Genomic DNA, 23,336 nt, shown 5'->3' with positions numbered 1-23,336 from the left:
TATGGCATATATTCCTAGACTAAAAGAAGAATATAAGAGCAGAGTAATTGCTGCTCTTACAGAAGAATTCGGTTACAAAAACGTAATGCAAGTTCCAAAACTTGAAAAAATCGTTGTAAGCCGTGGAGTTGGTGCAGCAGTATCTGACAAAAAGTTAGTAGACTACGCTGTTGAAGAAATGACAAAAATTACTGGGCAAAAAGCAGTTGCTACTATCTCTAAAAAAGACGTTGCGTCTTTCAAATTGAGAAAAGGTATGCCAATTGGTGCTAAAGTAACTTTACGTGGAGAAAGAATGTATGAATTCTTAGATAGATTGATTACTTCATCTTTACCACGTGTTAGAGATTTCAGCGGAATTAAATCTACTGGATTTGACGGAAGAGGAAATTATAACTTAGGTGTACTTGAGCAAATCATTTTCCCAGAAATTGATATTGATAAAGTAAACAAAATCTCAGGATTTGACATTACCTTCGTAACTTCTGCAGAAACAGACAAAGAAGCAAAAGCATTATTAGCGGAATTAGGATTACCTTTTAAAAAGAATTAAGATATGGCTAAAGAATCAATGAAAGCCCGTGAGGTAAAGAGACAAGCAGTTGTTGACAAATATGCAGAGAAAAGAAAAGCGCTTAAAGCTGCTGGAGATTTTGAAGCATTACAAAAATTACCAAAAAATGCATCACCAGTACGTTTACACAATCGTTGTAAATTGACAGGTAGACCAAGAGGGTATATGCGTCAATTCGGTCTTTCTCGTGTTACATTCCGTGAAATGGCTAACCAAGGATTAATTCCAGGTGTTAAAAAAGCATCTTGGTAATTTAAAAAAAAGTTATTACTTTTGCAATCCAAAAAATAATTTAACTGGTTAAAGGTTCAATCCGCTGAGGGCGGATTGAAAACCATAACCGCAAATATATACATATGTATACAGATCCAATTGCCGATTATCTTACGAGAGTTAGAAATGCAGTGAGAGCTAACCACAAAGTGGTTGAAATTCCAGCTTCTAACATGAAAAAAGAAATCACAAAGATTTTATTCGATCAAGGATATATCTTAAGTTATAAATTTGATGATAGTTCTGTTCAAGGAACAATCAAAATTGCACTTAAATATGATAAAGACACAAAAGAGTCTGTTATCAAAGATATCCAAAGAATTAGTAAACCAGGTTTACGTAAATATGCTGGTTCATCAGACTTACCTAGAATCTTAAATGGTTTAGGTATTGCTATTGTTTCTACATCAAAAGGATTGATGACAGGAAAACAAGCTAAGCAATTAAATGTTGGTGGCGAAGTTGTTTGTTACGTATATTAATTATAAAGACGAGACAATGTCAAGAATAGGTAAAAATCCAATTGCAATTCCAGCAGGAGTAACTGTAGAAGTTAAAGAAGCTGTAGTTACAGTAAAAGGAAAATTAGGCGAGCTTACTCAAGAATTTTCTGATGTAACCGTTAAAATCGAAGATAACCAAGTTATCGTTGAGCGTTCATCAGATCATAAAGATGAGAGAGCGAAACACGGACTTTATCGTTCATTAATCAACAATATGATTGTTGGTGTTTCTGAAGGCTTTACAAAAGAATTAGAACTAGTTGGAGTAGGTTATAGAGCATCTAATCAAGGTCAAAAACTTGATTTAGCTTTAGGATTCTCTCATAACATTGTTTTAGATGTTGTAAGTGAAGTTACTGTTGAAACAGTATCAGAAAAAGGTAAAAATCCGATAGTGAAATTATCATCATTCGACAAACAATTATTAGGTCAAGTAGCTGCGAAGATCAGAGGTTTCCGCAAACCTGAGCCATATAAAGGAAAAGGAGTTAAGTTTGTAGGAGAAGAACTAAGAAGAAAAGCAGGTAAATCAGCTTAAAAATTAAGACTATGTCATTAACGAAATCTGAAAGAAGACAAAGAATTAAGTTCAGAATCAGAAAGATTGTAAGCGGAACTGCTGCTCAACCAAGACTTTCTGTATTCAGAAGTAATAAAGAAATCTATGCGCAAATCATAGACGACGTAAACGGTACAACTTTAGTTGCTGCTTCATCGAGAGATAAAGAAGTTGCTCAAGGAACTGCTGTTGAAACTGCAAAAGCAGTTGGTAAATTAGTTGCTGAAAAAGCACTTAAAGCAGGTATTTCAACAATCTCTTTTGATAGAGGTGGGTATTTATACCATGGACGTGTGAAATCATTAGCTGAAGGAGCTAGAGAAGCTGGACTTAAATTCTAAGAAATTATGTATCATAATTATAAAAACGTAGAGATTGTAAAACCAGGAGGTCTTGAATTAAAAGACCGTTTGGTGAGTGTAAATCGTGTTACTAAAGTTACTAAAGGAGGTAGAGCATTTGGTTTCTCTGCTATCGTAGTAGTTGGTGATGAAAACGGTGTGGTTGGTCATGGATTAGGAAAATCTAAAGATGTTTCTGAAGCAATCGCTAAAGCGGTCGAAGATGCTAAGAAAAACTTAGTTAGAATTCCTTTACAGGGACAATCTGTTCCTCATGAGCAAAAAGGTAAATTTGGTGGTGCTAGAGTATTTTTAATGCCTGCTTCACACGGTACTGGAGTTATTGCTGGTGGTGCTGTTCGTGCGGTATTAGAATCTGTAGGTGTTCACGATGTATTATCTAAATCACAAGGTTCTTCAAACCCTCATAACGTAGTTAAAGCAACTTTTGATGCTTTATTACAAATGAGAAGCGCTTTAACGGTAGCTAAACAAAGAGGAGTATCTTTAGAAAAAGTATTCAAAGGTTAATCAACAGGAAATCATGGCAAAATTAAAAGTAAAACAAGTAAGAAGTAAAATCAATTGTCCTCTTGATCAAAAGAGAACTTTGGAAGCTTTAGGTCTTCGTAAAATGGGACAAGTTGTTGAGCATGATGCAAATCCTGCTATCCTTGGAATGGTAAATAAAGTTAAACACTTAGTTTCTGTAGAAGAAACTAAATAACACTATACAGTTATGAATTTAAGTAACTTACAACCAGCTGAAGGTTCTACGCACAATCAAAATAAAAGAGTAGGTAGAGGAGAAGGTTCTGGAAAAGGTGGTACCGCTGCACGTGGACACAAAGGAGCAAAATCTCGTTCTGGTTATTCTAAGAAAATTGGTTTTGAAGGTGGTCAAATGCCACTTCAAAGACGTGTACCTAAGTTTGGTTTCAAGAACATTAATAGAGTAGAATATCAAGGTATCAATCTTGATTCGTTACAATTATTAGTAGATAACGGTGTAGTTACCGATACAGTAGACTTTACTGTATTTGTAGATACTCGTTTAGCTACAAAAAATAGCTTAGTAAAGATTTTAGGAAGAGGTGAGCTAAAAACAAAACTTAAAGTTAGTGCTCACAAATTTACTGCATCTGCTAAAGCGGCTATAGAGGCTGCTGGTGGAGAAGCTGTAACTTTATAATCTTTTAGTAAAATGAAGAAATTTATAGATTCATTCATCAACGTTTGGAAAATCGAAGAGTTAAAAAATAGAATTTTATTAACTCTTGGATTATTATTAGTGTACCGTTTCGGTGCTCAAGTAACCCTTCCAGGGATTGATGCTACTAAATTGACAAATCTTACAAACCAAACTGATGAAGGTATTGGATGGTTAATTAATGTATTTACAGGAGGCGCGTTTTCGCAGGCTTCTGTATTTGCATTAGGTATCATGCCTTACATATCAGCTTCTATCGTAGTTCAATTAATGGGAATTGCGGTGCCATATTTACAAAAACTGCAAAAAGACGGTGAAAGTGGTAGAAAGAAAATTAACCAAATTACAAGATGGTTAACAATCTTAATTACCTTAGTTCAAGGTCCAGGTTATATCTATAACTTATATAAAACATTACCAAGTGATGCGTTTATGTTAGGAGCTGGTTCTTTTCCATTCTTATTTTCTTCTGTTCTAATTTTAGTTACAGGGACTATTTTTGCAATGTGGTTAGGAGAGAAAATCACTGATAAAGGTATCGGTAACGGTATTTCATTATTGATTATGGTTGGTATTATTGCTAGAATGCCTCAAGCATTTATTCAAGAATTTTCTTCAAGAACAGCACAGGCAAATGGTGGTGTTATGATGATTGTAATTGAATTAATCTTATGGTTCTTAGTAATTATAGCATGTATTTTATTAGTAATGGCTGTAAGAAAAATTCCAGTACAATACGCAAGACGTACAGTTTCTGGAGATTTTGAACAAGACATGAATGGTGCAAACAGACAGTTTATACCATTGAAGTTAAATGCATCAGGTGTAATGCCGATCATTTTTGCTCAAGCGATTATGTTTATTCCAGCTGCAGTTTCAGGTTTATCTAAATCTGATAGCGCAGTATCATTAGCATCAATGTTTAATGATCCATTTGGATTAGTATATAATATAGTTTTTGCTTTGTTAATCGTAATTTTTACGTACTTTTACACCGCAATTACTGTACCAACTAATAAAATGGCCGATGATTTAAAAAGAAGTGGTGGTTTTATTCCAGGTGTTAAGCCAGGAGTTGAAACAGGAGATTACCTAGATAAAATAATGTCATTAATAACTTTCCCAGGTTCGTTATTTCTTGCTTTAATTGCTGTGTTCCCAGCTATAGCAGTAAGTTTACTTGGTGTTCAAGGTGCATGGGGTTATTTTTATGGTGGTACTTCTTTGTTAATCATGGTTGGAGTTGCAATAGATACTATTCAACAAATAAATTCTTATTTATTGAATAAACACTATGATGGTTTGATGAAAAGTGGTAAAAATAGAAAAGCGGTAGCTTAATTTTTATGGCAAAACAATCAGCAATAGAACAAGACGGAACAATTATAGAAGCATTATCAAATGCTATGTTTCGTGTGGAGTTAGAGAACGGACACGTTGTAATTGCTCATATTTCTGGAAAAATGCGTATGCATTACATTAAATTGTTACCAGGAGACAAGGTAAAACTTGAAATGAGCCCTTATGATTTGTCTAAAGCAAGAATTACTTATAGATACTAAAGCTATTAAAATGAAAGTAAGAGCATCAGTTAAAAAGAGAAGTGCCGAGTGCATTATTGTACGTAGAAAAGGAAGATTATACGTTATTAACAAAAAGAATCCTAGATTTAAACAAAGACAAGGATAATTATGGCAAGAATTGCAGGGGTAGATATACCTAAACAAAAAAGAGGAATCATTGCTTTAACATACATATTTGGTATAGGTAGAAGCAGAGCTAAAGATATATTAGCTAAAGCTCAAGTGAGCGAAGACAAGAAAGTTCAAGATTGGAATGATGACGAGATCGGAGCAATTCGTGAAGCGGTGTCATACTTTAAAATTGAAGGAGAATTGCGTTCAGAAGTTCAATTAAACATCAAACGTTTAATGGACATCGGATGTCAAAGAGGTATTCGTCACAGAGCTGGACTTCCATTAAGAGGTCAAAGAACTAAAAACAATTCTAGAACTAGAAAAGGTAAGAGAAAAACTGTTGCTAACAAGAAAAAAGCAACTAAATAATAAGTAATAATATGGCTAAAGCAACTGCAAAAAAACGTAAAGTTATCGTTGAATCTTCGGGTGAAGCGCATATTAATGCTACTTTTAACAACATCATCATTTCTTTAACCAATAAGAAAGGTGAAGTAATTTCTTGGTCTTCAGCTGGTAAAATGGGCTTTAGAGGTTCTAAAAAGAATACTCCTTATGCAGCTCAAATGGCAGCAGAAGATTGTAGTAAAGTAGCTCTTGAAGCTGGACTAAAGAAAGTAAAAGTTTATGTGAAAGGACCAGGAAACGGAAGAGAGTCTGCAATCAGATCTATTCACAATTCTGGAGTTGAAGTTACAGAAATTATTGATGTAACTCCAATGCCACATAACGGATGTCGTCCTCCGAAAAGAAGAAGAGTATAATTTAAGTATAACACAGGTAGGTTTAAAATTATCGAAGGATATAGACCTGAATTCATAATTCCTACCTTTTTTAATTTTTTAAAATGGCAAGATATACTGGTCCAAAAACTAAGATTGCTCGTAAATTTGGCGAAGCAATATTCGGAGAAGACAAAGCCTTCGAAAAAAGAAATTACCCTCCAGGGCAACATGGTTTAGCTAAAAAGAGAGGTAAAAAATCTGAATATGCAGTTCAGTTAATGGAAAAGCAAAAAGCGAAGTACACTTACGGAATTCTTGAAAAACAATTCAGAAATTTATTTAAAAAAGCATCTGCTGCTTCTGGAGTAACAGGTGAAATTTTACTTCAATTATGTGAAGCTCGTTTAGATAATGTTGTTTACAGAATGGGTATTGCTCCTTCTCGTAGAGCAGCACGTCAAATCGTTGTTCACAGACACATCACTGTAAACGGTGAATTAGTAAACGTTCCTTCTTATCACTTAAAAGCTGGTGATAAAGTAGCTGTTCGTGAAAAATCTAAATCTCTTGAAGCTATCGACCGTTCTTTATCTAGTGCTTCTCAGGTTTATGAGTGGATTACTTGGAACAATGATACTAAAGAAGGTACTTTCGTTTCTGTACCTCAAAGACTTCAGATTCCAGAAAATATTAAAGAACAACTAATCGTTGAGTTGTATAACAAATAATAATTGACTTTAGTCGAAAGTATGGCAATATTTAATTTTCAAAAGCCCGATAAAGTTATCATGATCGATTCAACCGATTTTGAAGGTAAATTTGAATTTAGACCTTTAGAACCTGGTTACGGATTGACTGTTGGTAATGCACTTAGAAGAGTTTTGCTTTCTTCTCTTGAAGGATACGCAATTACATCAGTAAGAATTGAAGGTGTAGAACATGAGTTCTCTACAATTTCTGGTGTGGTTGAAGATGTTACAGAAATTATCTTAAATCTTAAACAAGTGCGTTTCAAACGTCAAATTGAAGATATTGATAATGAATCTGTTTCTATCTCTCTTTCAGGAAAAGATAAGATTACTGCAGGTGATTTTCAAAAATTCATCTCTGGTTTTCAAGTTTTAAATCCAGATTTAGTTATCTGTAATTTAGATAGCAAAACAACTTTAAACATGGAACTTTCTATCGAAAAGGGTAGAGGTTATGTTCCTGCAGAAGAGAACAAAAAATCAAATGCTCCAATTGGTACTATTTACACAGATTCTATTTACACACCAGTAAAGAATGTGAAATATTCAATTGAGAATTTCCGTGTGGAACAAAAAACGGATTATGAAAAATTAGTTTTTGAAATCATTACAGATGGTTCAATCCATCCTAAAGATGCATTAACTGAGGCAGCTAAAACGTTGATTCACCACTTTATGTTGTTTTCTGATGAAAGAATCACGCTTGAGGCAGATGAAATTGCTCAAACTGAGTCTTACGATGAAGAATCTCTTCACATGAGACAGTTATTAAAAACTAAATTAGTAGATATGGACTTGTCTGTTAGAGCATTAAATTGTTTAAAAGCAGCTGAAGTTGATACGCTTGGTGATTTAGTTTCTTTCAACAAAAACGACTTAATGAAGTTCCGTAATTTTGGTAAAAAATCATTAACTGAATTAGATGAGTTAGTGGCTAATAAAAACCTAACTTTTGGAATGGATCTTACTAAATATAAATTAGATAAAGAGTAATTGCTTCATATTTTGCGCTCCATTTTATGGATTGATGCAAGATGAAGATAAATAAAACACGTCATGAGACACGGAAAAAAATTCAATCATTTAAGTAGACAAAAAGGACATAGAAGAGCTATGTTAGCTAATATGGCTTGTTCTTTAATCGAACATAAGCGTATCAATACAACTGTTGCTAAAGCAAAAGCTTTAAAACAATTTGTTGAGCCGTTAGTAACAAAATCAAAAGAAGATACTACTCACAATCGTCGTACAGTTTTCGCTTATTTAAGAGATAAATATGCTGTTACTGAATTGTTCAGAGAAGTTGCTGCTAAAGTTGGTGACCGTCCAGGAGGATACACTCGTATCATCAAGTTAGGTAATCGTTTAGGAGATAACGCTGACATGGCAATGATTGAATTAGTAGATTTCAACACCTTGTACAACGGTGGTAAAAAAGAAGTTAAGAAAACGACTCGTCGTGGAAAAGCTAAAAAAGCAGAAGGTACTCCTGAAGCTCCAGCAGCTGAAACTTCTGAAAATACTGAAGCTACAGAATAATCATGAAACCATTCATGTAAAAATAATAAGGATAGACTTTTTTAAGTTTATCCTTTTTTTTGGTTTTACGAATCAAACAGTTGAAAAAAACAACTTTTATAACTAAATTTGCAACCACAACAACACAACACAACGCAATGAAATACAACAATCGTTCTAAAGCCGTTTTACTTCTTAAAGACGGTACTATTTTTCACGGAAAATCAATCGGAATTGAAGGTGTAACTTTTGGAGAAGTCGCTTTTAATACGGGAACAACAGGTTATCAAGAAATTTTTACAGACCCTTCTTACTTCGGACAAATCATGGTTACTACCAATGCACACATAGGAAACTATGGTGTAAATGATAAAGAAGTTGAATCTGATTCAGTTAAAATTTCAGGATTGGTTTGTAAAAATTTCAGCTTTAATTATTCGCGAGAAGATGCAACTGAAAGTTTGTTTGACTATTTAAGTAAACAAAATCTTATCGTAATTTCGGATGTAGATACAAGAGCATTGGTAAGTTATATCAGAGATAACGGTGCAATGAATGCAGTTATTTGTACGGACGGAACTCCAATCGAAGAATTAAAAGAAAGATTAGCGCAAGTTCCAGATATGAATGGCTTGGAATTAGCTTCAAAAGTTTCTACAAAAGAACCTTATTTCTTTGGTGAAGAAAAAGCAAAATATAAAATTTCAGCTTTGGATTTAGGAATTAAAACCAATATCCTTAGAAACTTAGCAAAGAGAGATTGTTACATCAAAGTTTTTCCTTACAACGCTTCATTTGAAGATTTGAAAGCATTCAATCCTGACGGTTATTTCTTATCAAATGGTCCTGGTGATCCAGAACCTTTAGAAACAGCTCAAGAAGTAGCAAAACAAATTCTTAATGAAAATAAGCCGTTATTTGGAATCTGTTTAGGTCACCAAATTATTGGTTTAGCTAACGGAATTTCAACTTATAAAATGTTCAACGGTCACCGCGGAATAAATCACCCAGTTAAAAATGTGATTACAGGTAAAGGTGAAATTACATCTCAAAATCATGGTTTTGCTATCGTAAGAGAAGAGTTAGACAAGCATCCAGATTTCGAATTAACACACGAACATTTAAATGATGGAACTGTGGCTGGAATGCGAATGAAATCTAAAAACTGTTTCTCAGTTCAATATCACCCAGAAGCAAGTCCTGGGCCACACGATTCAAGTTATTTATTTGACCAATTTATCGAAAACATAAAAACGGCAAGCAACTAAAACGTTATCGTTTATAAATTTTTTGAGTTTTTCAATATCATTATAGTTTAAATTATAAATTTGTTATTATTCACAAGATAGTAACTTAAAAAAATATAAAATGAGTATAATTATCAAAGTTCACGCAAGACAAATTTTAGATTCGCGTGGGAATCCAACAATCGAAGTTGATGTAGTTACAGATAACGGTATTTTAGGAAGGGCAGCTGTGCCAAGTGGTGCTTCTACTGGCGAGCATGAAGCAGTTGAGCTTCGTGATGGTGGTAAAGCTTTCATGGGAAAAGGTGTTTTAAAAGCGGCCGAAAATGTAAATACAAAAATTGCTGAAGCGATTGTAGGAATGTCGGTTTTCGAACAAAATTTAATCGACAAAATGATGATTGAATTAGACGGAACAGCAAACAAATCGAACTTAGGTGCTAATGCTATTTTAGGAGTTTCTTTAGCAGTGGCAAAAGCTGCGGCTAACGAATTAGGAATGCCATTGTATCGTTATGTTGGTGGTGTTTCTGCGAATACGTTACCAGTTCCAATGATGAACATTATCAATGGAGGTTCGCATTCAGATGCTCCAATTGCTTTTCAAGAGTTTATGATTATGCCAGTTAAGGCAAAAGATTTTACTCATGCTATGCAGATGGGTACTGAAATCTTTCATAATTTGAAAAAAGTATTACACGATAGAAATTTATCTACTGCTGTTGGTGATGAAGGAGGATTTGCTCCAAATTTAGCAGGCGGAACAGAAGATGCTTTAGATTCAATCAAATTAGCCGTTACAAATGCAGGTTATGTTTTTGGAGAAGATGTAATGATTGCTTTAGACTGTGCTGCTTCTGAATTTTATGTAAACGGAAAATACGATTATACTAAATTTGAAGGTGAAACAGGAAAAATCAGAACTTCCCAAGAGCAAGCGGAATATTTAGCAGAATTAGCAGCTAATTATCCAATTATTTCAATCGAAGACGGAATGTACGAAGACGATTGGGAAGGTTGGAAATTATTAACAGAGAAAATCGGAGATAAAGTACAATTAGTTGGTGATGATTTATTTGTAACCAATGTAGAAAGATTATCTCGTGGAATTAGCCAAGGTATTGCAAATTCAATTTTGATTAAAGTAAACCAAATAGGAACTTTAACCGAAACTATTGCTGCTGTAAATATGGCGCACAACGCTGGATATACTTCGGTAATGTCCCACCGTTCTGGAGAAACAGAAGACAATACGATTGCTGATTTAGCTGTGGCTTTAAATTGTGGACAAATTAAAACAGGTTCAGCTTCTCGTTCAGACCGTATGGCAAAATACAATCAATTACTAAGAATTGAAGAAGAATTAGCAGATGTAGCTTATTTTCCTGGTGCAAATGCTTTTAAAGTAAAAAAATAGTTACAATAAAAATGATAAAAAACCCTTTCAGAATGTAAATTTTGAAAGGGTTTTCTGTTTTCTATAAATTCTAATTCAAAAGCGTCAAATTCTCATTCAATCTCATTTTAATAAAACTAAAGCTTATTTTTGTTTATCAATTTATAAAGAATGAACAAAATCAGATTTCTGTATAGTATAGTATTACTCTCTTTTTTAGGTTTTGCCCAACAAAAATCTGCTGATAGTTTGATGCAAGTTTTGGGTAAAACCAAAAATGATATTGATAAAACTAACTTATTAAATGCTATTTCGGATAGTTATAAAGTTGTTGATCCAAAAAAAATGTTTGTTTTTGGTAATCAAGCTTTGGATTTAGCCAAGAAAATAAACTACACTATTGCTCAAGGAAATGCTTATTTGAATCTTGGGAACTCTAAAATTATTGAAGGAGATTACAAAGCAGCAATCAATTATTTTCAGCAAGCTCAGGAAATTTTCGAAAATGAAAACCCAACGCCAAATACAAAAGACGAAATTGCCTCAGGTTTAGCAAAATCGTATGGAAGTATCGGAATTGTTTTATCGGAACAAAGCAATTATGCAAAAGCACTTCAGTTTTATTTGAAATCGGTAAAAATTTATGAAAAATTAGATGACCAAGTACGTTGTGCAAAATTGTATAACAATATCGGTGTAATTTACAAATCTCAAAAATCTGACTTTAAAGCGTTGGAGTTTTTTGTAAAAGCCGAAAAAATTCAATCTAAATTAAAAGATGAAAATATTTCGATAACATTAACCAATATTGCAAATTGTTATTTGAATCAAAACAATCTTGAAAAAGCTAATTTTTACTATAACGAAGCAAAAAAAGTTTTAGACAAACATCCAAATCCAAGAGCTTTAGGTGAATGGTACAACAACAAAGGTTTGTTGAAAAAAGCAGAAAAGAATATTGTTGAAGCGATTGAAAATTGGCAAAATGCAATTATAACGTTTCAAAGTATTGATGATAAATTTGGTTTGGCCGATACATATTTGTATTTAGGTCAGTTGTATTTTGAACAGCAAAATTTAGATAAAGCACTTGAAAGCACAAATCAAGCATTGCAAATTGCAAAACAAATTGAAGTAGTTGAGCAACAAATGTTATGCGAAAAATTAATTAGTGAAATTTACAACAAGAAAGGAAACGCATCACAAGCTTTATTGCACTTTCAAAATTATAGCGCGTTAAAAGATAAATTGATTAATGAAGAAAATATCAGAAAATCTGTTGAATCTTCTATGAATTATGAATTTGAAAAGAAAGAATTACTTCAAAAAGAAGCGCAAGAAAAAAGAGAATTTCTAATTCAGGAAGAAGCAAAAAGTTTTAAACTCAAAATGCTTTTTGGAACTTTAATTGGTTTGTTAGTTTTAGGAATTATTTTCTTGATTTATAATCGAAACCAACTTAAAAAAACGCTTACACTTCAAAAAGAATTAGCAGAGTACGAACAAAAAGCGCTGCATTTACAAATGAATCCACATTTTGTATTCAACTGTTTAGGTTCAATTTCGAGTTTTATCGTGCAAAACGGAACCGATTCTGCGATTAAATATTTGGCAAAATTTTCAAAGTTAATGCGTCTAACATTAGAATATTCAAAAGAATCTCTTATTCCGATTGATAAAGAAATCGAAAGTTTGCAAAACTATTTAGAATTAGAACAATTGCGATTCAATAATAATTTTGATTTTTCGATTACAAAAAGTACTGAAATTGAAGATGATGTTGCTTTGCCACCGCTTTTATTACAACCATTTGTTGAAAATGCAATAATTCATGGGGTGATTCCTAAAAAGACAAAAGGCAAAATCAAAGTAGATTTTCAAATTGATAAAGAGAGCTTAGTTTGTACCATTGAAGACGATGGAGTAGGTTGTGAAACTTCGAAAAAAGTAAAGGAAAATTCGGTTTCTGTTCACAAATCAATGGCGATAGATATTATTAAAAAGCGATTAGAAATGATTGCTTCATCAACTCATAAAAATGCAACAATTTCTATCGAAGAAATAAATGCAAACAATAATAATTCGGGAACAAAAGTGGTTTTAAAATTACCAATTCAATACATACAATAATGATTTCAGCAATACTAATAGACGACGATATAAATTTAAGAAACGGCATGAAGGGTTTGCTTCAATTGTATGCGCCACAAATTACAATTATTGGTGAAGCCGATAGCGTGGTTTCTGGTGTTGAAGCAATAGAATCATTACAACCGCAAGTTGTTTTTTTAGATATTCAATTGAATGACGGAACTGGATTTGATATTTTAGAAAAAATTACAGCGTTAAACGGAACTACAAAAGCACACATTGTTTTTATTACAGCTCATGAGCAATATGCTATTAAAGCATTTCGATTTAGTGCTTTGGATTTTTTGCTTAAGCCAGTTGATCCTGATGAATTGCAGAAAGTAATTCAGAAAATTAAAGCTGAGATTGAAAAAAACGATAGTTCATCGCACATTGATTTATTGTTAGAAAATATTAGAAAAAAGGTAGATAATTTTAAACGAATTGCATTATCAACTTCAGATGGAATTCATCTTTTTGATGTGAGTGATATCATTAGATGTGAAAGTGAAGATAATTATACCAAGTTTTTTATCAAAAACTCAAAACCAATTTTGATTTCTAAAACATTAAAAGAATATGAGGAATTGTTAACCGAACACGGTTTTGAACGCATTCATCAATCGCATTTGATTAATTTGAATTATTTAAAATCCTATATAAAGAAAGATGGAGGTTATGTAGTAATGGCAGATGATAGTCATTTGCCAATTTCGCAAAGAAAAAAGGAAAGATTACAAGAAATATTAAAGAGTTTTTAGCGAATTCTAAGTTAGAATATAGCTTTACTCAATTGCTGAAAATTTAAGATTAATAGTTTTTTACTTTTATATCGTATTAAAGAAAAACAAAAAACAAACACTATGAAAAAAATATTTTTACTATTGTTATTTATATCAACAATTGCTCAATCCCAAATTGTAAATATTCCAGATGCAAATTTTAAAGCTAAATTAATTGATCTTGGAGTTGACACAAATTCTGATGGGAATATACAATTTAGTGAAGCTATAGCTATAAATTCGTTATCAATTTCGAATTCAAATATTGGAGATTTAACTGGGATTGAAGCTTTTTTAAATTTAGATTTTTTAGATTGTACGTTTAATAATTTGCAAATATTGGATTGTATGGCAAATTCAAATTTAACTGCAATTTATTTTATTGGTAATCCTCTACTGCATACGGTTTTAATTAAAAATGGGAGTAATGAATCTTTGAATATGGATTACGGAAGTTGGACAGAAAACTGGATGCCTTTTAATAATCCAAGTATTCAGTATGTTTGTGTTGATGAAAATCAGTATAGCAATGTACTTTCTTTAGTTGGTCCAGGTGTTCAAGTAACAGATTACTGCTCTTTCACACCAGGAGGAGATTATAATACAATTACAGGAGCAATAATTTACGACCAAGCAAATGATGGTTGTAATGCATTTGATTTAACACAAAATTATATCAGAGTAGATATTAATGATGGAACTAATACTGGGGCTTCCTTTACAAACGCCACTGGAAATTATTCTTTTTATACTCAAGCTGGTAATTTCACATTAACACCTAATATTGAAAATCCTACTTGGTTTAACTTTTCTCCTATATCGGCTACAATTCCTTTTGCGGATAATAATAACAATATAGCTACTCAAAACTTCTGCATTACAGCAAACGGAGTGCATCCAGATTTAGAAATTGTAATTGCTCCAATAGTTCCAGCAAGACCCGGTTTTACAGCGGAATATCAAATTGTGTATCGCAATAAAGGAAATCAAGTAATGTCCCAATTATATGGAGTTAACTTCTTCTATAATCAAAATTTAATGTCTTTTGTTTCTGCTACACAAGTACCAAGTAGTATTGTTTCTGGAGGAATGTCTTGGGATTTTGCAAACTTAATGCCATTTGAAAGTCGTTCAATTAACGTGATAATGCAAATAAATGCTCCAACCGATACTAATCCTGTAAATATTGGTGATGTTTTACAATTTACTTCTTCAATTATGCCAATGGCTGGCGATGAATCTACAGTTGATAATTTGTTTCAATTAAATCAAACCGTTGTAGGTTCGTATGATCCAAATGATATTACTTGTATTGAAGGCGATGTAGTTGCACCAAGTTACATAGGTGATTTTTTACATTATGTAATTAATTTTGAAAATACAGGAACAGCTCCAGCTGAAAATGTTGTAGTTAAAATTGAAGTAAATCCAAGTGATTTCGATATTAATTCGTTGCGCATTTTAGAAGCATCACATAATGCTACAATTAAAATTACCAATAATATCTTAGAAATTATTTTTCAAACCATTATGTTGGATACTGGCGGTCATGGTAATGTACTTTTGAAAGTGAAGTCTAAAGAAAATTTGGTTACTAATGATATTGTTACAAAAAACGCAAAAATATATTTCGATTATAATTTTCCAATTTTAACAAATGATGCCAATACAACTTTTCAAGTGTTAAGTAATTCAATTCCAACGAAAGATTTAGCAATTAGTTTGTATCCAAATCCAACTTCTTTGTTGATAAATATTAAAGCTGAAAATGTAGTGAAATCTATTGAAATATACGATGTGCAAGGAAGAGTAATACAAGTTAACAAAACAGATTCTAAAGAAGTTGTTTTGGATGTATCTACTTATAATTCAGGAATTTATTTTGTAAAAGTTAGTACAGATTTTGGAAGTCATATAGAAAAAATAGTTAAAGATTAAGTTAAATAATTTTTTTTAAGCGAAGAAACTCAAAAAAGTAAAATTTTTTGGGTTTTTTTTATGTATATTATTTAACCATAAATTATAATAAATTTCTTTATTGTTAAAGGATAATTTGTTAAATTCGCAAAATACATAAATATTTATCAAAAAATACATTATAATAATATGTCAAAAACTGCAATATTAGAGCTTGATGGCAAAAAGTATGAGTTTCCAGTTATCGTAGGAACTGAAAATGAGGTTGCTATCGACATCGACGCCTTACGTAGTGCTTCTGGCGCTATCACAATTGATCCGGGATATAAAAACTCGGGTTCATGTAAAAGTGAAATTACTTTTTTAGATGGTGAAGAAGGAATTTTACGTTACAGAGGATATTCAATCGAAGATTTAGCAGATAAAGCTGATTTCTTAGAAGTTTCTTATTTGTTGATTTTTGGAGAACTTCCAACAGCAGCACAATTAGAAAAATTCGAAAACGATATTCGTAAATATACATTGGTTAATGAGGAAATGAAAAACATCATTGATGGTTTCCCAAAAACAGCTCACCCAATGGGCGTTTTAGCTTCGTTAACAAGTGCTTTAACTGCTTTTAATCCTAAGTCTGTGAATCCTCACAACGAAAAAGAAATGTATGAAGCAGTTTGTAAAACTATGGGTAAATTCTTAGTAATTGCTACATGGACTTACAGAAAAACTATGGGTTATCCTTTAAACTATTACGATAATACAAAAGGGTATGTTGAAAATTTCATGCGTTTAATGTTTGAATTACCTACCGGGCCATACAAAGCAGATAAAAAAGTTATTGATGCATTGGATAAATTATTTATTCTTCACGCCGATCACGAACAAAACTGTTCTACTTCTACGGTAAGAATCGTTGGTTCTTCTCATGCAGGTTTGTTTGCTTCAATTTCTGCAGGTGTTTCTGCACTATGGGGACCACTTCATGGAGGTGCTAATCAAGCAGTTTTAGAAATGTTACAAGAAATCCATGATAATGGTGGTGATGTTGCTAAATTCGTTTTAAAAGCAAAAGACAAAGACGATCCATTCCGTTTAATGGGATTTGGTCATAGAGTTTACAAAAACTTTGATCCAAGAGCAACAATCATTAAAAAAGCAGCTGATGATGTTTTAGCAGCTTTAGGTGTTGATGATCCATTATTAGATATTGCAAAACAATTAGAAAAAGTAGCTTTAGAAGACGAGTATTTCAAAGCAAGAAATTTATATCCAAACGTAGATTTCTATTCAGGAATTATTTATCGTGCGATGGGAATTCCGGTTGAAATGTTTACCGTTTTATTTGCTATTGGTCGTTTGCCAGGTTGGATTGCGCAATGGAAAGAAATGCGTATCAATAAAGAGCCAATAGGACGTCCAAGACAAGTGTATACAGGTTATACTTTACGCGATTTTAAAGAAGTTAAAGACAGATAATCATAAAAAAATCCCACTAAATTTTAGTGGGATTTTTATTTTTTGTTGATTCGCGATTTATTCAGCAGGTTTTTCAGCAGCTTCGTCATTAGCTACATCCTCAACTTTATCGTCAGCTTTTTCAACTACATTTTCTACAGCTTCTTTAGCTTGATGTGCTTTTTCTTCAACCCATTCTGTTGCATCTGCTACTTTTTCTTTTGCAGTTTCAACAAAATCAGCTACTTTTTCAGAAACGCCCATTTCATCTAATTTTTGAGAAGCCGTTTCAGCAACATTTTCTACAGTTTCTTTAACTTCAGTAGCAACTTCTGTTACTTTTTCCATTGCATTATCAGCAACTTCACTTAAATTTTCTTTTGCATTTTCAGCAGTTTGTTTGGCTTTTCCAAAAAGTGAGCTAAAAAAATTTGATAATCCCATGATATTTTATTTTTAAGTTTTATCAAATGTAGTAAAATATTGTGAAATAGATAGTTGGATTTGATAAATTATACGACACCACGCAATTACTATATCGTTTGCTTTTGCTATATTTGTCTTTATAGCATAAAACCAATAAACGTAAATAAAAACTAAAGTTATGTTGCAATTAAATGTAAAAAACGAAACAGCACGTTTGAGGGCAGTGGTGTTAGGAACTGCTGTTAGCAATGGTCCAACACCTACAATCGAAGAAGCTTATGATCCAAAATCATTGGAGCACATAAAAGCTGGAACTTACCCTGTGGAAGCAGATATGGTAAAAGAAATGGAAGCATTTAATGCGGTTTTTCAAAAGTATGATGTCAAAGTTTTTAGACCAGAAATCATTGAAAATTACAACCAAATTTTCGCAAGAGACATTGGATTTGTAATCGATGATATTTTTATCAAAGCCAACATTTTACCAGATAGAGAGCGCGAATTAGACGCCATTCAATACGTAATCGATCAAATTGACCCAAAAAAAGTAGTGCGTCCGCCTGAAGAAGTACACATTGAAGGTGGTGATGTAATGCCTTGGAATGATTATATCTTCATTGGAACATACAAAGGTTCAGATTACAAAGATTACATTACTGCAAGAACCAATTGGCAAGGTGTAGATTATATTAAAGACTTGTTCCCAAATAAGATTGTGAAAGCATTTGATTTAGTAAAATCGAAAATTGAGCCTCGTGATAACGCTTTGCATTTAGATTGCTGTTTTCAACCAATAGGTACCAATAAAGGGATTATTTACAAAAGCGGTTTTCGTGAAGAAGCAGATTATATGTTTTTAGTGAATTTATTCGGAAAAGAAAATTTATTCCATATCGAAAGAGAAGAAATGTATCACATGAATTCAAACGTGTTTTCAATTGCTCCTGATGTTGTAGTTTCTGAAAAGAATTTTACCAGATTAAATAATTGGCTTCGCGAAAACGGATTTACAGTTGAAGAAATTCCGTATGCTGAAATTGCAAAACAAGAAGGATTGTTGAGATGTTCAACTTTACCATTAATTAGAGATTAAATAAAAAGTTGTCTGTTTTCAGTTTTTTAGTGTTGTGTAAAAAGTTGCTTATGAAGAGTTATGAAGATTTGGATATATACAAGATGAGTTTGTCTTTGTTTTATGAAGTTCATCCTGCATCACTTTTGTTACCAAAGTATGAATTATATGAATTAGGTAGTCAATTAAGAAGGTCGTCAGATTCAGTTAATTCTAATATAGTAGAAGGTTATGGAAGAAAACGATATAAAGCAGATTTCATTAAGTTTTTAGTTTATTCACATTCAAGTTGTTTAGAAACGAAAGGACATTTGTTAAAAATAAAGAATTTATATGCTGGTTTGATTCCAGAAATTGAAAGATTTATTAATGATTATGATGTTTTAGGAGCTAAGATTTTTAACTTTATAAAATATGTTGAAAAGAATTGGCAAACCTAACAACAATAATTTACATACAACCATTAGCACAGAGCTGAAAACCGATAACAAATAACGGATAACCGATAACATAAATAAAACATGAACCAAACAACTAATTCCATATTGATGATTCGTCCGGTAGCATTCCGTATGAACGAACAAACAGCGGTGAATAATTACTACCAAAAAGTGTTGGATAATTTAACACCAACTTCGGTTAATGCAAAAGCACAAGAAGAATTTGATACTTTCGTTCAAAAGTTAAGAATGATTGGATTAAATGTTGTGGTGGTAGAAGATACATTAAGTCCAGATACACCAGATAGTATTTTTCCAAACAACTGGATTTCATTTCATGAAAATGGTGATGTAGTTTTATATCCAATGTTTGCCGAAAATCGCCGATTAGAACGAAGAGAAGATGTTTTAGAACGATTAGAAGATGAAGGTTTTGTAATCAACGAAATCATGGATTACACTTCAGCTGAAGAAGACGAAGTTTTCTTGGAAGGAACAGGAAGTATCGTTTTAGATAGAGCTAATGGAAAAGCATATTGTGCTTTATCGCCAAGAGCAGACGAAGAATTATTCATTGAATTTTGTGAAGATTTTGAATTTACACCTGTAATTTTTGAAGCATTTCAAACCGTTAACGGAGAAAGAAAACACATTTATCATACCAATGTAATTATGTGTGTTGGCGAAACATTTGCAGTTATTTGCGCAGATTGTATCGACGACAAAAAAGAACGCAAAATGGTCTTAGATAGTCTAAAAGGTGATGAAAAAGAGATTGTTTTAATTACTGAAGACCAAGTAAATAATTTTGCAGGAAATATGTTAGAAGTAAAAGGAACTGATGACAGAAGATATTTAATAATGAGTGCATCGGCACATCAAAGTTTGACTAAAAAGCAAATTGCACAATTAGAAGAACATGTAACCATTGTAAGTTCAAGTTTAGATACAATTGAAGCTTGCGGTGGTGGAAGTGCACGTTGTATGATGGCAGAAGTTTTCTTGCCGAAAGAATAATTTACAACTATAAAATAGAAATCCCAAATTCCGAATCAAATTGGAATTTGGGATTTTTTATGTTTTTAGATTCAAAATTAAATACCTCTTATAATACTCAACACTGCACTAATAATATATTGAATACCAATAGCAATCGTTAAAAAGCCAATAATTCTCGAAATAGCTACAATTCCCGAAGCTCCTAAAATATTAGCTAAATAATGCGCACTTCTTAAAATTAGATAAATTGTTGCAGCTACCACTAAAATAGCTATGGAAGAAATGATGATTTCATTAGTAGTGTTGTGATCCTGATAAAAAGCAATTAATAACGAAATTGATCCTGGACCAGCTAACATAGGCATTGCTAAAGGTGTTAATGCAATATCATGACGATTTTCAACATCTTTTTGTACTTTTTTGTTGATTCCTTTATTTTTGCTAAAGTTTCCATTTAGTAACCCAAAGCCCGAACTTGTAATAATAATTCCTCCTGCAATTCGTAACGCAGTAATTGTAATTCCAAAAAATTGCAACACATATTGACCAATAAAAAACGAAATTATCAAAATGATAAATACATTAAAAGAAGTCAATAACGATACTTTTGAGCGTTCAGCTTTTGAGTAACCTTGGGTTAGCCCAACAAAAATAGGAACTGTTCCAATAGGATTTAGTACAGAAAATAAGGCTGCGAATAGATAAATAAATAATTCCATGTTTTTTTACAAAGGTATTTGAGCTTTTCTTTAAATACATTAAAATAATGTAAACTCAAAGTTATACTTATTATTTTAATTTACTAAATTTATAGAAAATATTATTCACATGAAAACATTAGTCATAGGCGCTTCAACCAATAAAGAACGTTATTCGTATAAAGCTATTCATAGTTTAGTAGATAAAAGTCATCAAGTTGTAGCCATTGGAGCAAAAAAAGGAATGGCATTTGATATTCCAATCGAAACTGAAAAAACAGATTTTCATGCAATTGATACAGTTACTTTATATCTAAATCCAAATGCCCAACAAGAGTATTACGATTATATTTTATCGTTGAAACCAAGACGAGTAATTTTTAATCCTGGAACAGAAAATCCTGAACTTTATAAAATATTACAAGTAAATAATATCAAATATGAAGTGGCTTGTACGCTAGTTTTACTTGCGACGAATCAATACTAAACCAATAAAAGTTAGTAATCCGTTTACGATTAAAATTTCAAATCCAAAGGCGAAACCAAACCAGGCTTCGCTTTTTAGGTTTAAAATAATAGAGGTAATAACAGATAATATCGCTACAATTGGAGTGAATTTGTCTTTTATTTGCCATTTTGTAAACAATCCAAAACTATACAATCCTAATAATGGTCCATAGGTAAATCCAGCAAATTTTAATACTTTATCAATAATACTTGAGTCGTTGAATGCGTACTTAAAGAAAAGTATTACTAAAATTGAAACAAAAACAAAACTCAAATGAATTCGTTTTCGAACAGCAACTTGTTTGGCAACATCATATTTTTTTTCAATTTCTAAAATATCAATGCTAAATGATGTGGTTAATGATGTTAAAGCACTATCAGCACTTGAATAAGCCGCAGCGATTAAGCCAAGAAGAAAACTGAAAGCAACAAAAATTCCTAAATGTTCATTGGCTAAAATGGGAAATAATTTATCTTGATGTGCGTCGATATTGTGTTTCAAAGCATATTCTGTAAATAAAAGCCCAAGAACTAAAAACATAAAATTCACAAAAGTTAAAACGACGGTAAACCAAAACATGTTTTTCTGCGCATCTTTTAAACTTCTACATGTTAGGTTTTTTTGCATCATATCTTGGTCTAAACCTGTCATTACAATCGCAATAAAAGCTCCTGAAATAAATTGTTTCCAAAAATAACTTGGCAAACTAGCATCTTCAAAAAAGAAGGTTTTTGAAAAATCACTATCAGCAATAAAACCAGAAATTGTATTGATGTTTAAGCCTAAATCTTGCGAAACAATCACAATGCAAATTCCAACCGATAAAAGCATGAAGAATGTTTGTAATGTATCGGTCCAAATAATAGTTTTAATTCCCGATTTAAAAGTATACACCCAAATTAATAAAATGGTAACCGAAACAGTAACCCAATACGGAATTCCTAGTGGTTGAAAAACTAAAGTTTGTAACACATCAGCAACCAAAAGCAATCGTAAATTTGAGCCAACAGTTCTTGAAAGAATAAAAAACCAAGCACCTGTTTTATAAGAATAGCGTCCAAATCGGTCACCCAAATAACTATAAATCGACGTTAAATTCAATTTATAATATAATGGCAATAAAACAGTTCCAATAACTAAATAACCAACAATATAGCCTAAGACCAATTGAAAATATACAAATTGTGAGCCTTCAACTTTTCCAGGAACTGAAATAAAAGTTACACCAGATAACGAAGCGCCAATCATTCCAAAAGCCACTAAATACCAAGGAGCTTGCTTGTTGGCTTTAAAAAAAGATTCGTTTGAATTATCGTCTTTTCTTCCAATAAAGTAAGAAAATAAGATAAGCATTGAGAAATAACCTAAAATTAATAATAGTATCGAAGATGGCTCCATAAATATATTCTTTAATCGCAAAGATAAAAGAAATCTTAAATGAATATAGAATTAGAGTTTGTTTTGTAATTTTGTCAAATGGAATTGCCTTCAAAATTAGTTGAAAATGCTGTAAACGAAATGTCCCAGCTGCCAGGAATTGGTAAACGTACTGCATTACGTTTGGTTTTGCATTTGTTAAAACAACCACTTGAACAAACAGAAGAATTAGCAACTGCTTTGGCTTCAATGCGAAAAGATATTCAGTTTTGCGCTACTTGCCATACGATTTCAGATGCTGAAATTTGCACTATTTGTTCCAATTCGTCGCGAGATAAATCAATTATCTGTGTGGTGGAAGATGTGCGTGATGTAATGGCAATTGAAAATACCAATATGTTTAAAGGTGTTTATCACGTACTTGGTGGGAAAATTTCGCCTATTGAAGGAATTGGGCCAAGTCAATTAAAAATTACTTCATTAGTTGAAAAAGTAAAAAAAGGGACTATTTCTGAAATAATTTTTGCGTTAAGTTCCACCATGGAAGGCGACACCACTAATTTTTACATCTATAAACAAATAAAAGAGTATCAAATAAAAACTTCTACAATTGCTCGTGGAATTGCAGTTGGCGACGAATTAGAATATGCTGATGAAGTTACTTTAGGCAGAAGTTTACTAAATAGAATTCCTTTTGAGACTTCAATCAAGCAATAAAAGATGAAATTTACATCAAATTAGAT

The 23,336-nt window shown here is 32.1% G+C and carries 30 protein-coding genes; 27 read left to right on the top strand and 3 right to left on the bottom strand.

All coding sequences use genetic code 11. The features are described 5' to 3' along the window. The first annotated feature begins 1 nt into the window (after position 1). The 22 genes from rplE (at position 2) to M9Q43_RS10375 (ending at position 17,094) form a co-directional block, all read left to right on the top strand. Positions 2 to 553 (top strand): 50S ribosomal protein L5, encoded by a 552-nt coding sequence (gene rplE, locus M9Q43_RS10480; RefSeq protein WP_133609604.1) that lies wholly within the window; start codon positions 2 to 4, stop codon positions 551 to 553. A 3-nt stretch (positions 554 to 556) separates the two neighbouring features. Then, on the top strand, positions 557 to 826 hold the full coding sequence (gene rpsN, locus M9Q43_RS10475) for a 30S ribosomal protein S14 (protein ID WP_008254474.1): 270 nt from the start codon (positions 557 to 559) through the stop codon (positions 824 to 826). A gap of 104 nt (positions 827 to 930) precedes the next feature. Then, positions 931 to 1,329: a 30S ribosomal protein S8 gene (gene rpsH / locus M9Q43_RS10470; protein WP_262318869.1), complete on the top strand. Its 399-nt coding sequence runs from the start codon at positions 931 to 933 to the stop codon at positions 1,327 to 1,329. Positions 1,330 to 1,345: 16 nt separating this feature from the next. Continuing rightward, positions 1,346 to 1,888: a 50S ribosomal protein L6 gene (gene rplF, locus M9Q43_RS10465; RefSeq protein WP_262318868.1), complete on the top strand. Its 543-nt coding sequence runs from the start codon at positions 1,346 to 1,348 to the stop codon at positions 1,886 to 1,888. Positions 1,889 to 1,899: 11 nt separating this feature from the next. Next, positions 1,900 to 2,250 (top strand): 50S ribosomal protein L18, encoded by a 351-nt coding sequence (gene rplR / locus M9Q43_RS10460; protein ID WP_026725631.1) that lies wholly within the window; start codon positions 1,900 to 1,902, stop codon positions 2,248 to 2,250. Between the two features lie 6 nt (positions 2,251 to 2,256). Next, positions 2,257 to 2,781: a 30S ribosomal protein S5 gene (gene rpsE, locus M9Q43_RS10455; RefSeq protein WP_133609610.1), complete on the top strand. Its 525-nt coding sequence runs from the start codon at positions 2,257 to 2,259 to the stop codon at positions 2,779 to 2,781. A 13-nt stretch (positions 2,782 to 2,794) separates the two neighbouring features. After that, positions 2,795 to 2,977: a 50S ribosomal protein L30 gene (gene rpmD, locus M9Q43_RS10450; RefSeq protein WP_111566953.1), complete on the top strand. Its 183-nt coding sequence runs from the start codon at positions 2,795 to 2,797 to the stop codon at positions 2,975 to 2,977. A gap of 12 nt (positions 2,978 to 2,989) precedes the next feature. Next, on the top strand, positions 2,990 to 3,442 hold the full coding sequence (rplO, locus tag M9Q43_RS10445; RefSeq protein WP_133609614.1) for a 50S ribosomal protein L15: 453 nt from the start codon (positions 2,990 to 2,992) through the stop codon (positions 3,440 to 3,442). A 12-nt stretch (positions 3,443 to 3,454) separates the two neighbouring features. Further along, entirely contained in the window at positions 3,455 to 4,801 is a 1,347-nt protein-coding gene (gene secY, locus M9Q43_RS10440; RefSeq protein ID WP_262318867.1) for a preprotein translocase subunit SecY, read from the top strand. A 5-nt stretch (positions 4,802 to 4,806) separates the two neighbouring features. After that, positions 4,807 to 5,022: a translation initiation factor IF-1 gene (gene infA / locus M9Q43_RS10435; RefSeq protein WP_026725626.1), complete on the top strand. Its 216-nt coding sequence runs from the start codon at positions 4,807 to 4,809 to the stop codon at positions 5,020 to 5,022. 10 nt (positions 5,023 to 5,032) lie between these two features. Continuing rightward, positions 5,033 to 5,149 carry a type B 50S ribosomal protein L36 gene (gene ykgO, locus M9Q43_RS10430; RefSeq protein WP_002987490.1) on the top strand — a complete coding sequence of 39 codons (117 nt, stop codon included), beginning with the start codon at positions 5,033 to 5,035 and terminating at the stop codon, positions 5,147 to 5,149. Between the two features lie 2 nt (positions 5,150 to 5,151). Then, positions 5,152 to 5,526 (top strand): 30S ribosomal protein S13, encoded by a 375-nt coding sequence (gene rpsM / locus M9Q43_RS10425; protein ID WP_026725625.1) that lies wholly within the window; start codon positions 5,152 to 5,154, stop codon positions 5,524 to 5,526. An 11-nt stretch (positions 5,527 to 5,537) separates the two neighbouring features. Continuing rightward, complete coding sequence (rpsK, locus tag M9Q43_RS10420; RefSeq protein ID WP_008254446.1) at positions 5,538 to 5,921, top strand: 30S ribosomal protein S11; 384 nt, start codon at positions 5,538 to 5,540, stop codon at positions 5,919 to 5,921. 83 nt (positions 5,922 to 6,004) lie between these two features. Further along, positions 6,005 to 6,610 (top strand): 30S ribosomal protein S4, encoded by a 606-nt coding sequence (gene rpsD / locus M9Q43_RS10415; RefSeq protein ID WP_262318866.1) that lies wholly within the window; start codon positions 6,005 to 6,007, stop codon positions 6,608 to 6,610. Between the two features lie 21 nt (positions 6,611 to 6,631). Continuing rightward, the gene (locus M9Q43_RS10410) at positions 6,632 to 7,624 is read left to right on the top strand and encodes a DNA-directed RNA polymerase subunit alpha (RefSeq protein WP_262318865.1); all 993 of its coding nucleotides are present in this window, start codon (positions 6,632 to 6,634) and stop codon (positions 7,622 to 7,624) included. Positions 7,625 to 7,687: 63 nt separating this feature from the next. Continuing rightward, entirely contained in the window at positions 7,688 to 8,170 is a 483-nt protein-coding gene (rplQ, locus tag M9Q43_RS10405; RefSeq protein WP_133609620.1) for a 50S ribosomal protein L17, read from the top strand. 137 nt (positions 8,171 to 8,307) lie between these two features. After that, the gene (carA, locus tag M9Q43_RS10400; RefSeq protein ID WP_262318923.1) at positions 8,308 to 9,417 is read left to right on the top strand and encodes a glutamine-hydrolyzing carbamoyl-phosphate synthase small subunit; all 1,110 of its coding nucleotides are present in this window, start codon (positions 8,308 to 8,310) and stop codon (positions 9,415 to 9,417) included. 100 nt (positions 9,418 to 9,517) lie between these two features. Then, on the top strand, positions 9,518 to 10,813 hold the full coding sequence (gene eno, locus M9Q43_RS10395; RefSeq protein ID WP_262318864.1) for a phosphopyruvate hydratase: 1,296 nt from the start codon (positions 9,518 to 9,520) through the stop codon (positions 10,811 to 10,813). Between the two features lie 150 nt (positions 10,814 to 10,963). Then, positions 10,964 to 12,922 (top strand): tetratricopeptide repeat-containing sensor histidine kinase, encoded by a 1,959-nt coding sequence (locus M9Q43_RS10390; protein ID WP_262318863.1) that lies wholly within the window; start codon positions 10,964 to 10,966, stop codon positions 12,920 to 12,922. After that, positions 12,922 to 13,683, top strand: a complete 762-nt coding sequence (locus tag M9Q43_RS10385; protein WP_262318862.1) for a LytR/AlgR family response regulator transcription factor — start codon at positions 12,922 to 12,924, stop codon at positions 13,681 to 13,683. Before M9Q43_RS10390 ends, M9Q43_RS10385 begins: the two co-directional genes overlap by 1 nt. Before the next feature lie 102 nt (positions 13,684 to 13,785). Then, a complete protein-coding gene (locus M9Q43_RS10380; protein WP_262318861.1) occupies positions 13,786 to 15,642 on the top strand; it encodes a DUF7619 domain-containing protein in 1,857 nt (618 codons plus the stop codon). 168 nt (positions 15,643 to 15,810) lie between these two features. Then, entirely contained in the window at positions 15,811 to 17,094 is a 1,284-nt protein-coding gene (locus M9Q43_RS10375; protein ID WP_262318860.1) for a citrate synthase, read from the top strand. A gap of 57 nt (positions 17,095 to 17,151) precedes the next feature. Here M9Q43_RS10375 and M9Q43_RS10370 read toward each other — a convergent pair whose 3' ends face one another. Beyond that, positions 17,152 to 17,517, bottom strand: coding sequence for a hypothetical protein (locus tag M9Q43_RS10370; RefSeq protein ID WP_262318859.1), 366 nt, complete (start codon positions 17,515 to 17,517; stop codon positions 17,152 to 17,154). A gap of 160 nt (positions 17,518 to 17,677) precedes the next feature. Here M9Q43_RS10370 and M9Q43_RS10365 point away from each other — a divergent pair, with 160 nt between their 5' ends. The 3 genes from M9Q43_RS10365 to ctlX all read left to right on the top strand — a co-directional run bounded on the left by M9Q43_RS10365 (position 17,678) and on the right by ctlX (position 20,028). Next, entirely contained in the window at positions 17,678 to 18,592 is a 915-nt protein-coding gene (locus M9Q43_RS10365) for a dimethylarginine dimethylaminohydrolase family protein (protein WP_262318858.1), read from the top strand. A gap of 50 nt (positions 18,593 to 18,642) precedes the next feature. Beyond that, on the top strand, positions 18,643 to 19,011 hold the full coding sequence (locus tag M9Q43_RS10360) for a four helix bundle protein (RefSeq protein WP_262318857.1): 369 nt from the start codon (positions 18,643 to 18,645) through the stop codon (positions 19,009 to 19,011). An 81-nt stretch (positions 19,012 to 19,092) separates the two neighbouring features. Continuing rightward, positions 19,093 to 20,028, top strand: a complete 936-nt coding sequence (ctlX, locus tag M9Q43_RS10355; protein ID WP_262318856.1) for a citrulline utilization hydrolase CtlX — start codon at positions 19,093 to 19,095, stop codon at positions 20,026 to 20,028. A gap of 77 nt (positions 20,029 to 20,105) precedes the next feature. Here the strand turns inward: ctlX and M9Q43_RS10350 are convergent, their stop codons facing one another. Next, positions 20,106 to 20,729 (bottom strand): MarC family NAAT transporter, encoded by a 624-nt coding sequence (locus tag M9Q43_RS10350; RefSeq protein ID WP_262318855.1) that lies wholly within the window; start codon positions 20,727 to 20,729, stop codon positions 20,106 to 20,108. Between the two features lie 109 nt (positions 20,730 to 20,838). Here M9Q43_RS10350 and M9Q43_RS10345 point away from each other — a divergent pair, with 109 nt between their 5' ends. Next, positions 20,839 to 21,195 carry a CoA-binding protein gene (locus M9Q43_RS10345; RefSeq protein ID WP_262318854.1) on the top strand — a complete coding sequence of 119 codons (357 nt, stop codon included), beginning with the start codon at positions 20,839 to 20,841 and terminating at the stop codon, positions 21,193 to 21,195. Here the strand turns inward: M9Q43_RS10345 and M9Q43_RS10340 are convergent. After that, positions 21,172 to 22,614 (bottom strand): sodium:solute symporter, encoded by a 1,443-nt coding sequence (locus M9Q43_RS10340; RefSeq protein WP_262318853.1) that lies wholly within the window; start codon positions 22,612 to 22,614, stop codon positions 21,172 to 21,174. The two genes, M9Q43_RS10345 and M9Q43_RS10340, sit on opposite strands and share 24 nt — an antisense overlap. 78 nt (positions 22,615 to 22,692) lie before the next feature. Between M9Q43_RS10340 and recR the strand changes: the two genes are divergently transcribed. Continuing rightward, positions 22,693 to 23,310, top strand: a complete 618-nt coding sequence (gene recR, locus M9Q43_RS10335) for a recombination mediator RecR (RefSeq protein ID WP_262318852.1) — start codon at positions 22,693 to 22,695, stop codon at positions 23,308 to 23,310. Positions 23,311 to 23,336: the final 26 nt, after the last annotated feature.

Origin of the sequence: Flavobacterium odoriferum (genome assembly GCF_025499515.1) — a bacterium.
In the GTDB taxonomy this organism is placed as follows: domain Bacteria; phylum Bacteroidota; class Bacteroidia; order Flavobacteriales; family Flavobacteriaceae; genus Flavobacterium; species Flavobacterium odoriferum.
Note: the sequence above shows the minus strand (reverse complement) of the source record. Positions and strands in the feature narration are given on the sequence as shown.

What these genes read in the sequence shown, in the direction of transcription:
- M9Q43_RS10350 (WP_262318855.1), bottom strand. Translation starts at nt 20,729, where the DNA reads ATGGAATTATTTATTTATCTATTCGCAGCCTTATTTTCTGTACTAAAT.
- M9Q43_RS10390 (WP_262318863.1), top strand. Translation starts at nt 10,964, where the DNA reads ATGAACAAAATCAGATTTCTGTATAGTATAGTATTACTCTCTTTTTTA.
- M9Q43_RS10385 (WP_262318862.1), top strand. Translation starts at nt 12,922, where the DNA reads ATGATTTCAGCAATACTAATAGACGACGATATAAATTTAAGAAACGGC.
- recR (WP_262318852.1), top strand. Translation starts at nt 22,693, where the DNA reads ATGGAATTGCCTTCAAAATTAGTTGAAAATGCTGTAAACGAAATGTCC.
- rplF (WP_262318868.1), top strand. Translation starts at nt 1,346, where the DNA reads ATGTCAAGAATAGGTAAAAATCCAATTGCAATTCCAGCAGGAGTAACT.
- rplQ (WP_133609620.1), top strand. Translation starts at nt 7,688, where the DNA reads ATGAGACACGGAAAAAAATTCAATCATTTAAGTAGACAAAAAGGACAT.
- M9Q43_RS10340 (WP_262318853.1), bottom strand. Translation starts at nt 22,614, where the DNA reads ATGGAGCCATCTTCGATACTATTATTAATTTTAGGTTATTTCTCAATG.
- secY (WP_262318867.1), top strand. Translation starts at nt 3,455, where the DNA reads ATGAAGAAATTTATAGATTCATTCATCAACGTTTGGAAAATCGAAGAG.
- rplE (WP_133609604.1), top strand. Translation starts at nt 2, where the DNA reads ATGGCATATATTCCTAGACTAAAAGAAGAATATAAGAGCAGAGTAATT.
- rpsK (WP_008254446.1), top strand. Translation starts at nt 5,538, where the DNA reads ATGGCTAAAGCAACTGCAAAAAAACGTAAAGTTATCGTTGAATCTTCG.
- rpsE (WP_133609610.1), top strand. Translation starts at nt 2,257, where the DNA reads ATGTATCATAATTATAAAAACGTAGAGATTGTAAAACCAGGAGGTCTT.
- M9Q43_RS10410 (WP_262318865.1), top strand. Translation starts at nt 6,632, where the DNA reads ATGGCAATATTTAATTTTCAAAAGCCCGATAAAGTTATCATGATCGAT.
- M9Q43_RS10360 (WP_262318857.1), top strand. Translation starts at nt 18,643, where the DNA reads ATGAAGAGTTATGAAGATTTGGATATATACAAGATGAGTTTGTCTTTG.
- eno (WP_262318864.1), top strand. Translation starts at nt 9,518, where the DNA reads ATGAGTATAATTATCAAAGTTCACGCAAGACAAATTTTAGATTCGCGT.
- ctlX (WP_262318856.1), top strand. Translation starts at nt 19,093, where the DNA reads ATGAACCAAACAACTAATTCCATATTGATGATTCGTCCGGTAGCATTC.
- M9Q43_RS10345 (WP_262318854.1), top strand. Translation starts at nt 20,839, where the DNA reads ATGAAAACATTAGTCATAGGCGCTTCAACCAATAAAGAACGTTATTCG.
- rpsD (WP_262318866.1), top strand. Translation starts at nt 6,005, where the DNA reads ATGGCAAGATATACTGGTCCAAAAACTAAGATTGCTCGTAAATTTGGC.
- rpmD (WP_111566953.1), top strand. Translation starts at nt 2,795, where the DNA reads ATGGCAAAATTAAAAGTAAAACAAGTAAGAAGTAAAATCAATTGTCCT.
- M9Q43_RS10365 (WP_262318858.1), top strand. Translation starts at nt 17,678, where the DNA reads ATGTTGCAATTAAATGTAAAAAACGAAACAGCACGTTTGAGGGCAGTG.
- rpsN (WP_008254474.1), top strand. Translation starts at nt 557, where the DNA reads ATGGCTAAAGAATCAATGAAAGCCCGTGAGGTAAAGAGACAAGCAGTT.
- rplR (WP_026725631.1), top strand. Translation starts at nt 1,900, where the DNA reads ATGTCATTAACGAAATCTGAAAGAAGACAAAGAATTAAGTTCAGAATC.
- rpsM (WP_026725625.1), top strand. Translation starts at nt 5,152, where the DNA reads ATGGCAAGAATTGCAGGGGTAGATATACCTAAACAAAAAAGAGGAATC.
- rplO (WP_133609614.1), top strand. Translation starts at nt 2,990, where the DNA reads ATGAATTTAAGTAACTTACAACCAGCTGAAGGTTCTACGCACAATCAA.
- carA (WP_262318923.1), top strand. Translation starts at nt 8,308, where the DNA reads ATGAAATACAACAATCGTTCTAAAGCCGTTTTACTTCTTAAAGACGGT.
- rpsH (WP_262318869.1), top strand. Translation starts at nt 931, where the DNA reads ATGTATACAGATCCAATTGCCGATTATCTTACGAGAGTTAGAAATGCA.
- infA (WP_026725626.1), top strand. Translation starts at nt 4,807, where the DNA reads ATGGCAAAACAATCAGCAATAGAACAAGACGGAACAATTATAGAAGCA.
- M9Q43_RS10380 (WP_262318861.1), top strand. Translation starts at nt 13,786, where the DNA reads ATGAAAAAAATATTTTTACTATTGTTATTTATATCAACAATTGCTCAA.
- M9Q43_RS10370 (WP_262318859.1), bottom strand. Translation starts at nt 17,517, where the DNA reads ATGGGATTATCAAATTTTTTTAGCTCACTTTTTGGAAAAGCCAAACAA.
- ykgO (WP_002987490.1), top strand. Translation starts at nt 5,033, where the DNA reads ATGAAAGTAAGAGCATCAGTTAAAAAGAGAAGTGCCGAGTGCATTATT.
- M9Q43_RS10375 (WP_262318860.1), top strand. Translation starts at nt 15,811, where the DNA reads ATGTCAAAAACTGCAATATTAGAGCTTGATGGCAAAAAGTATGAGTTT.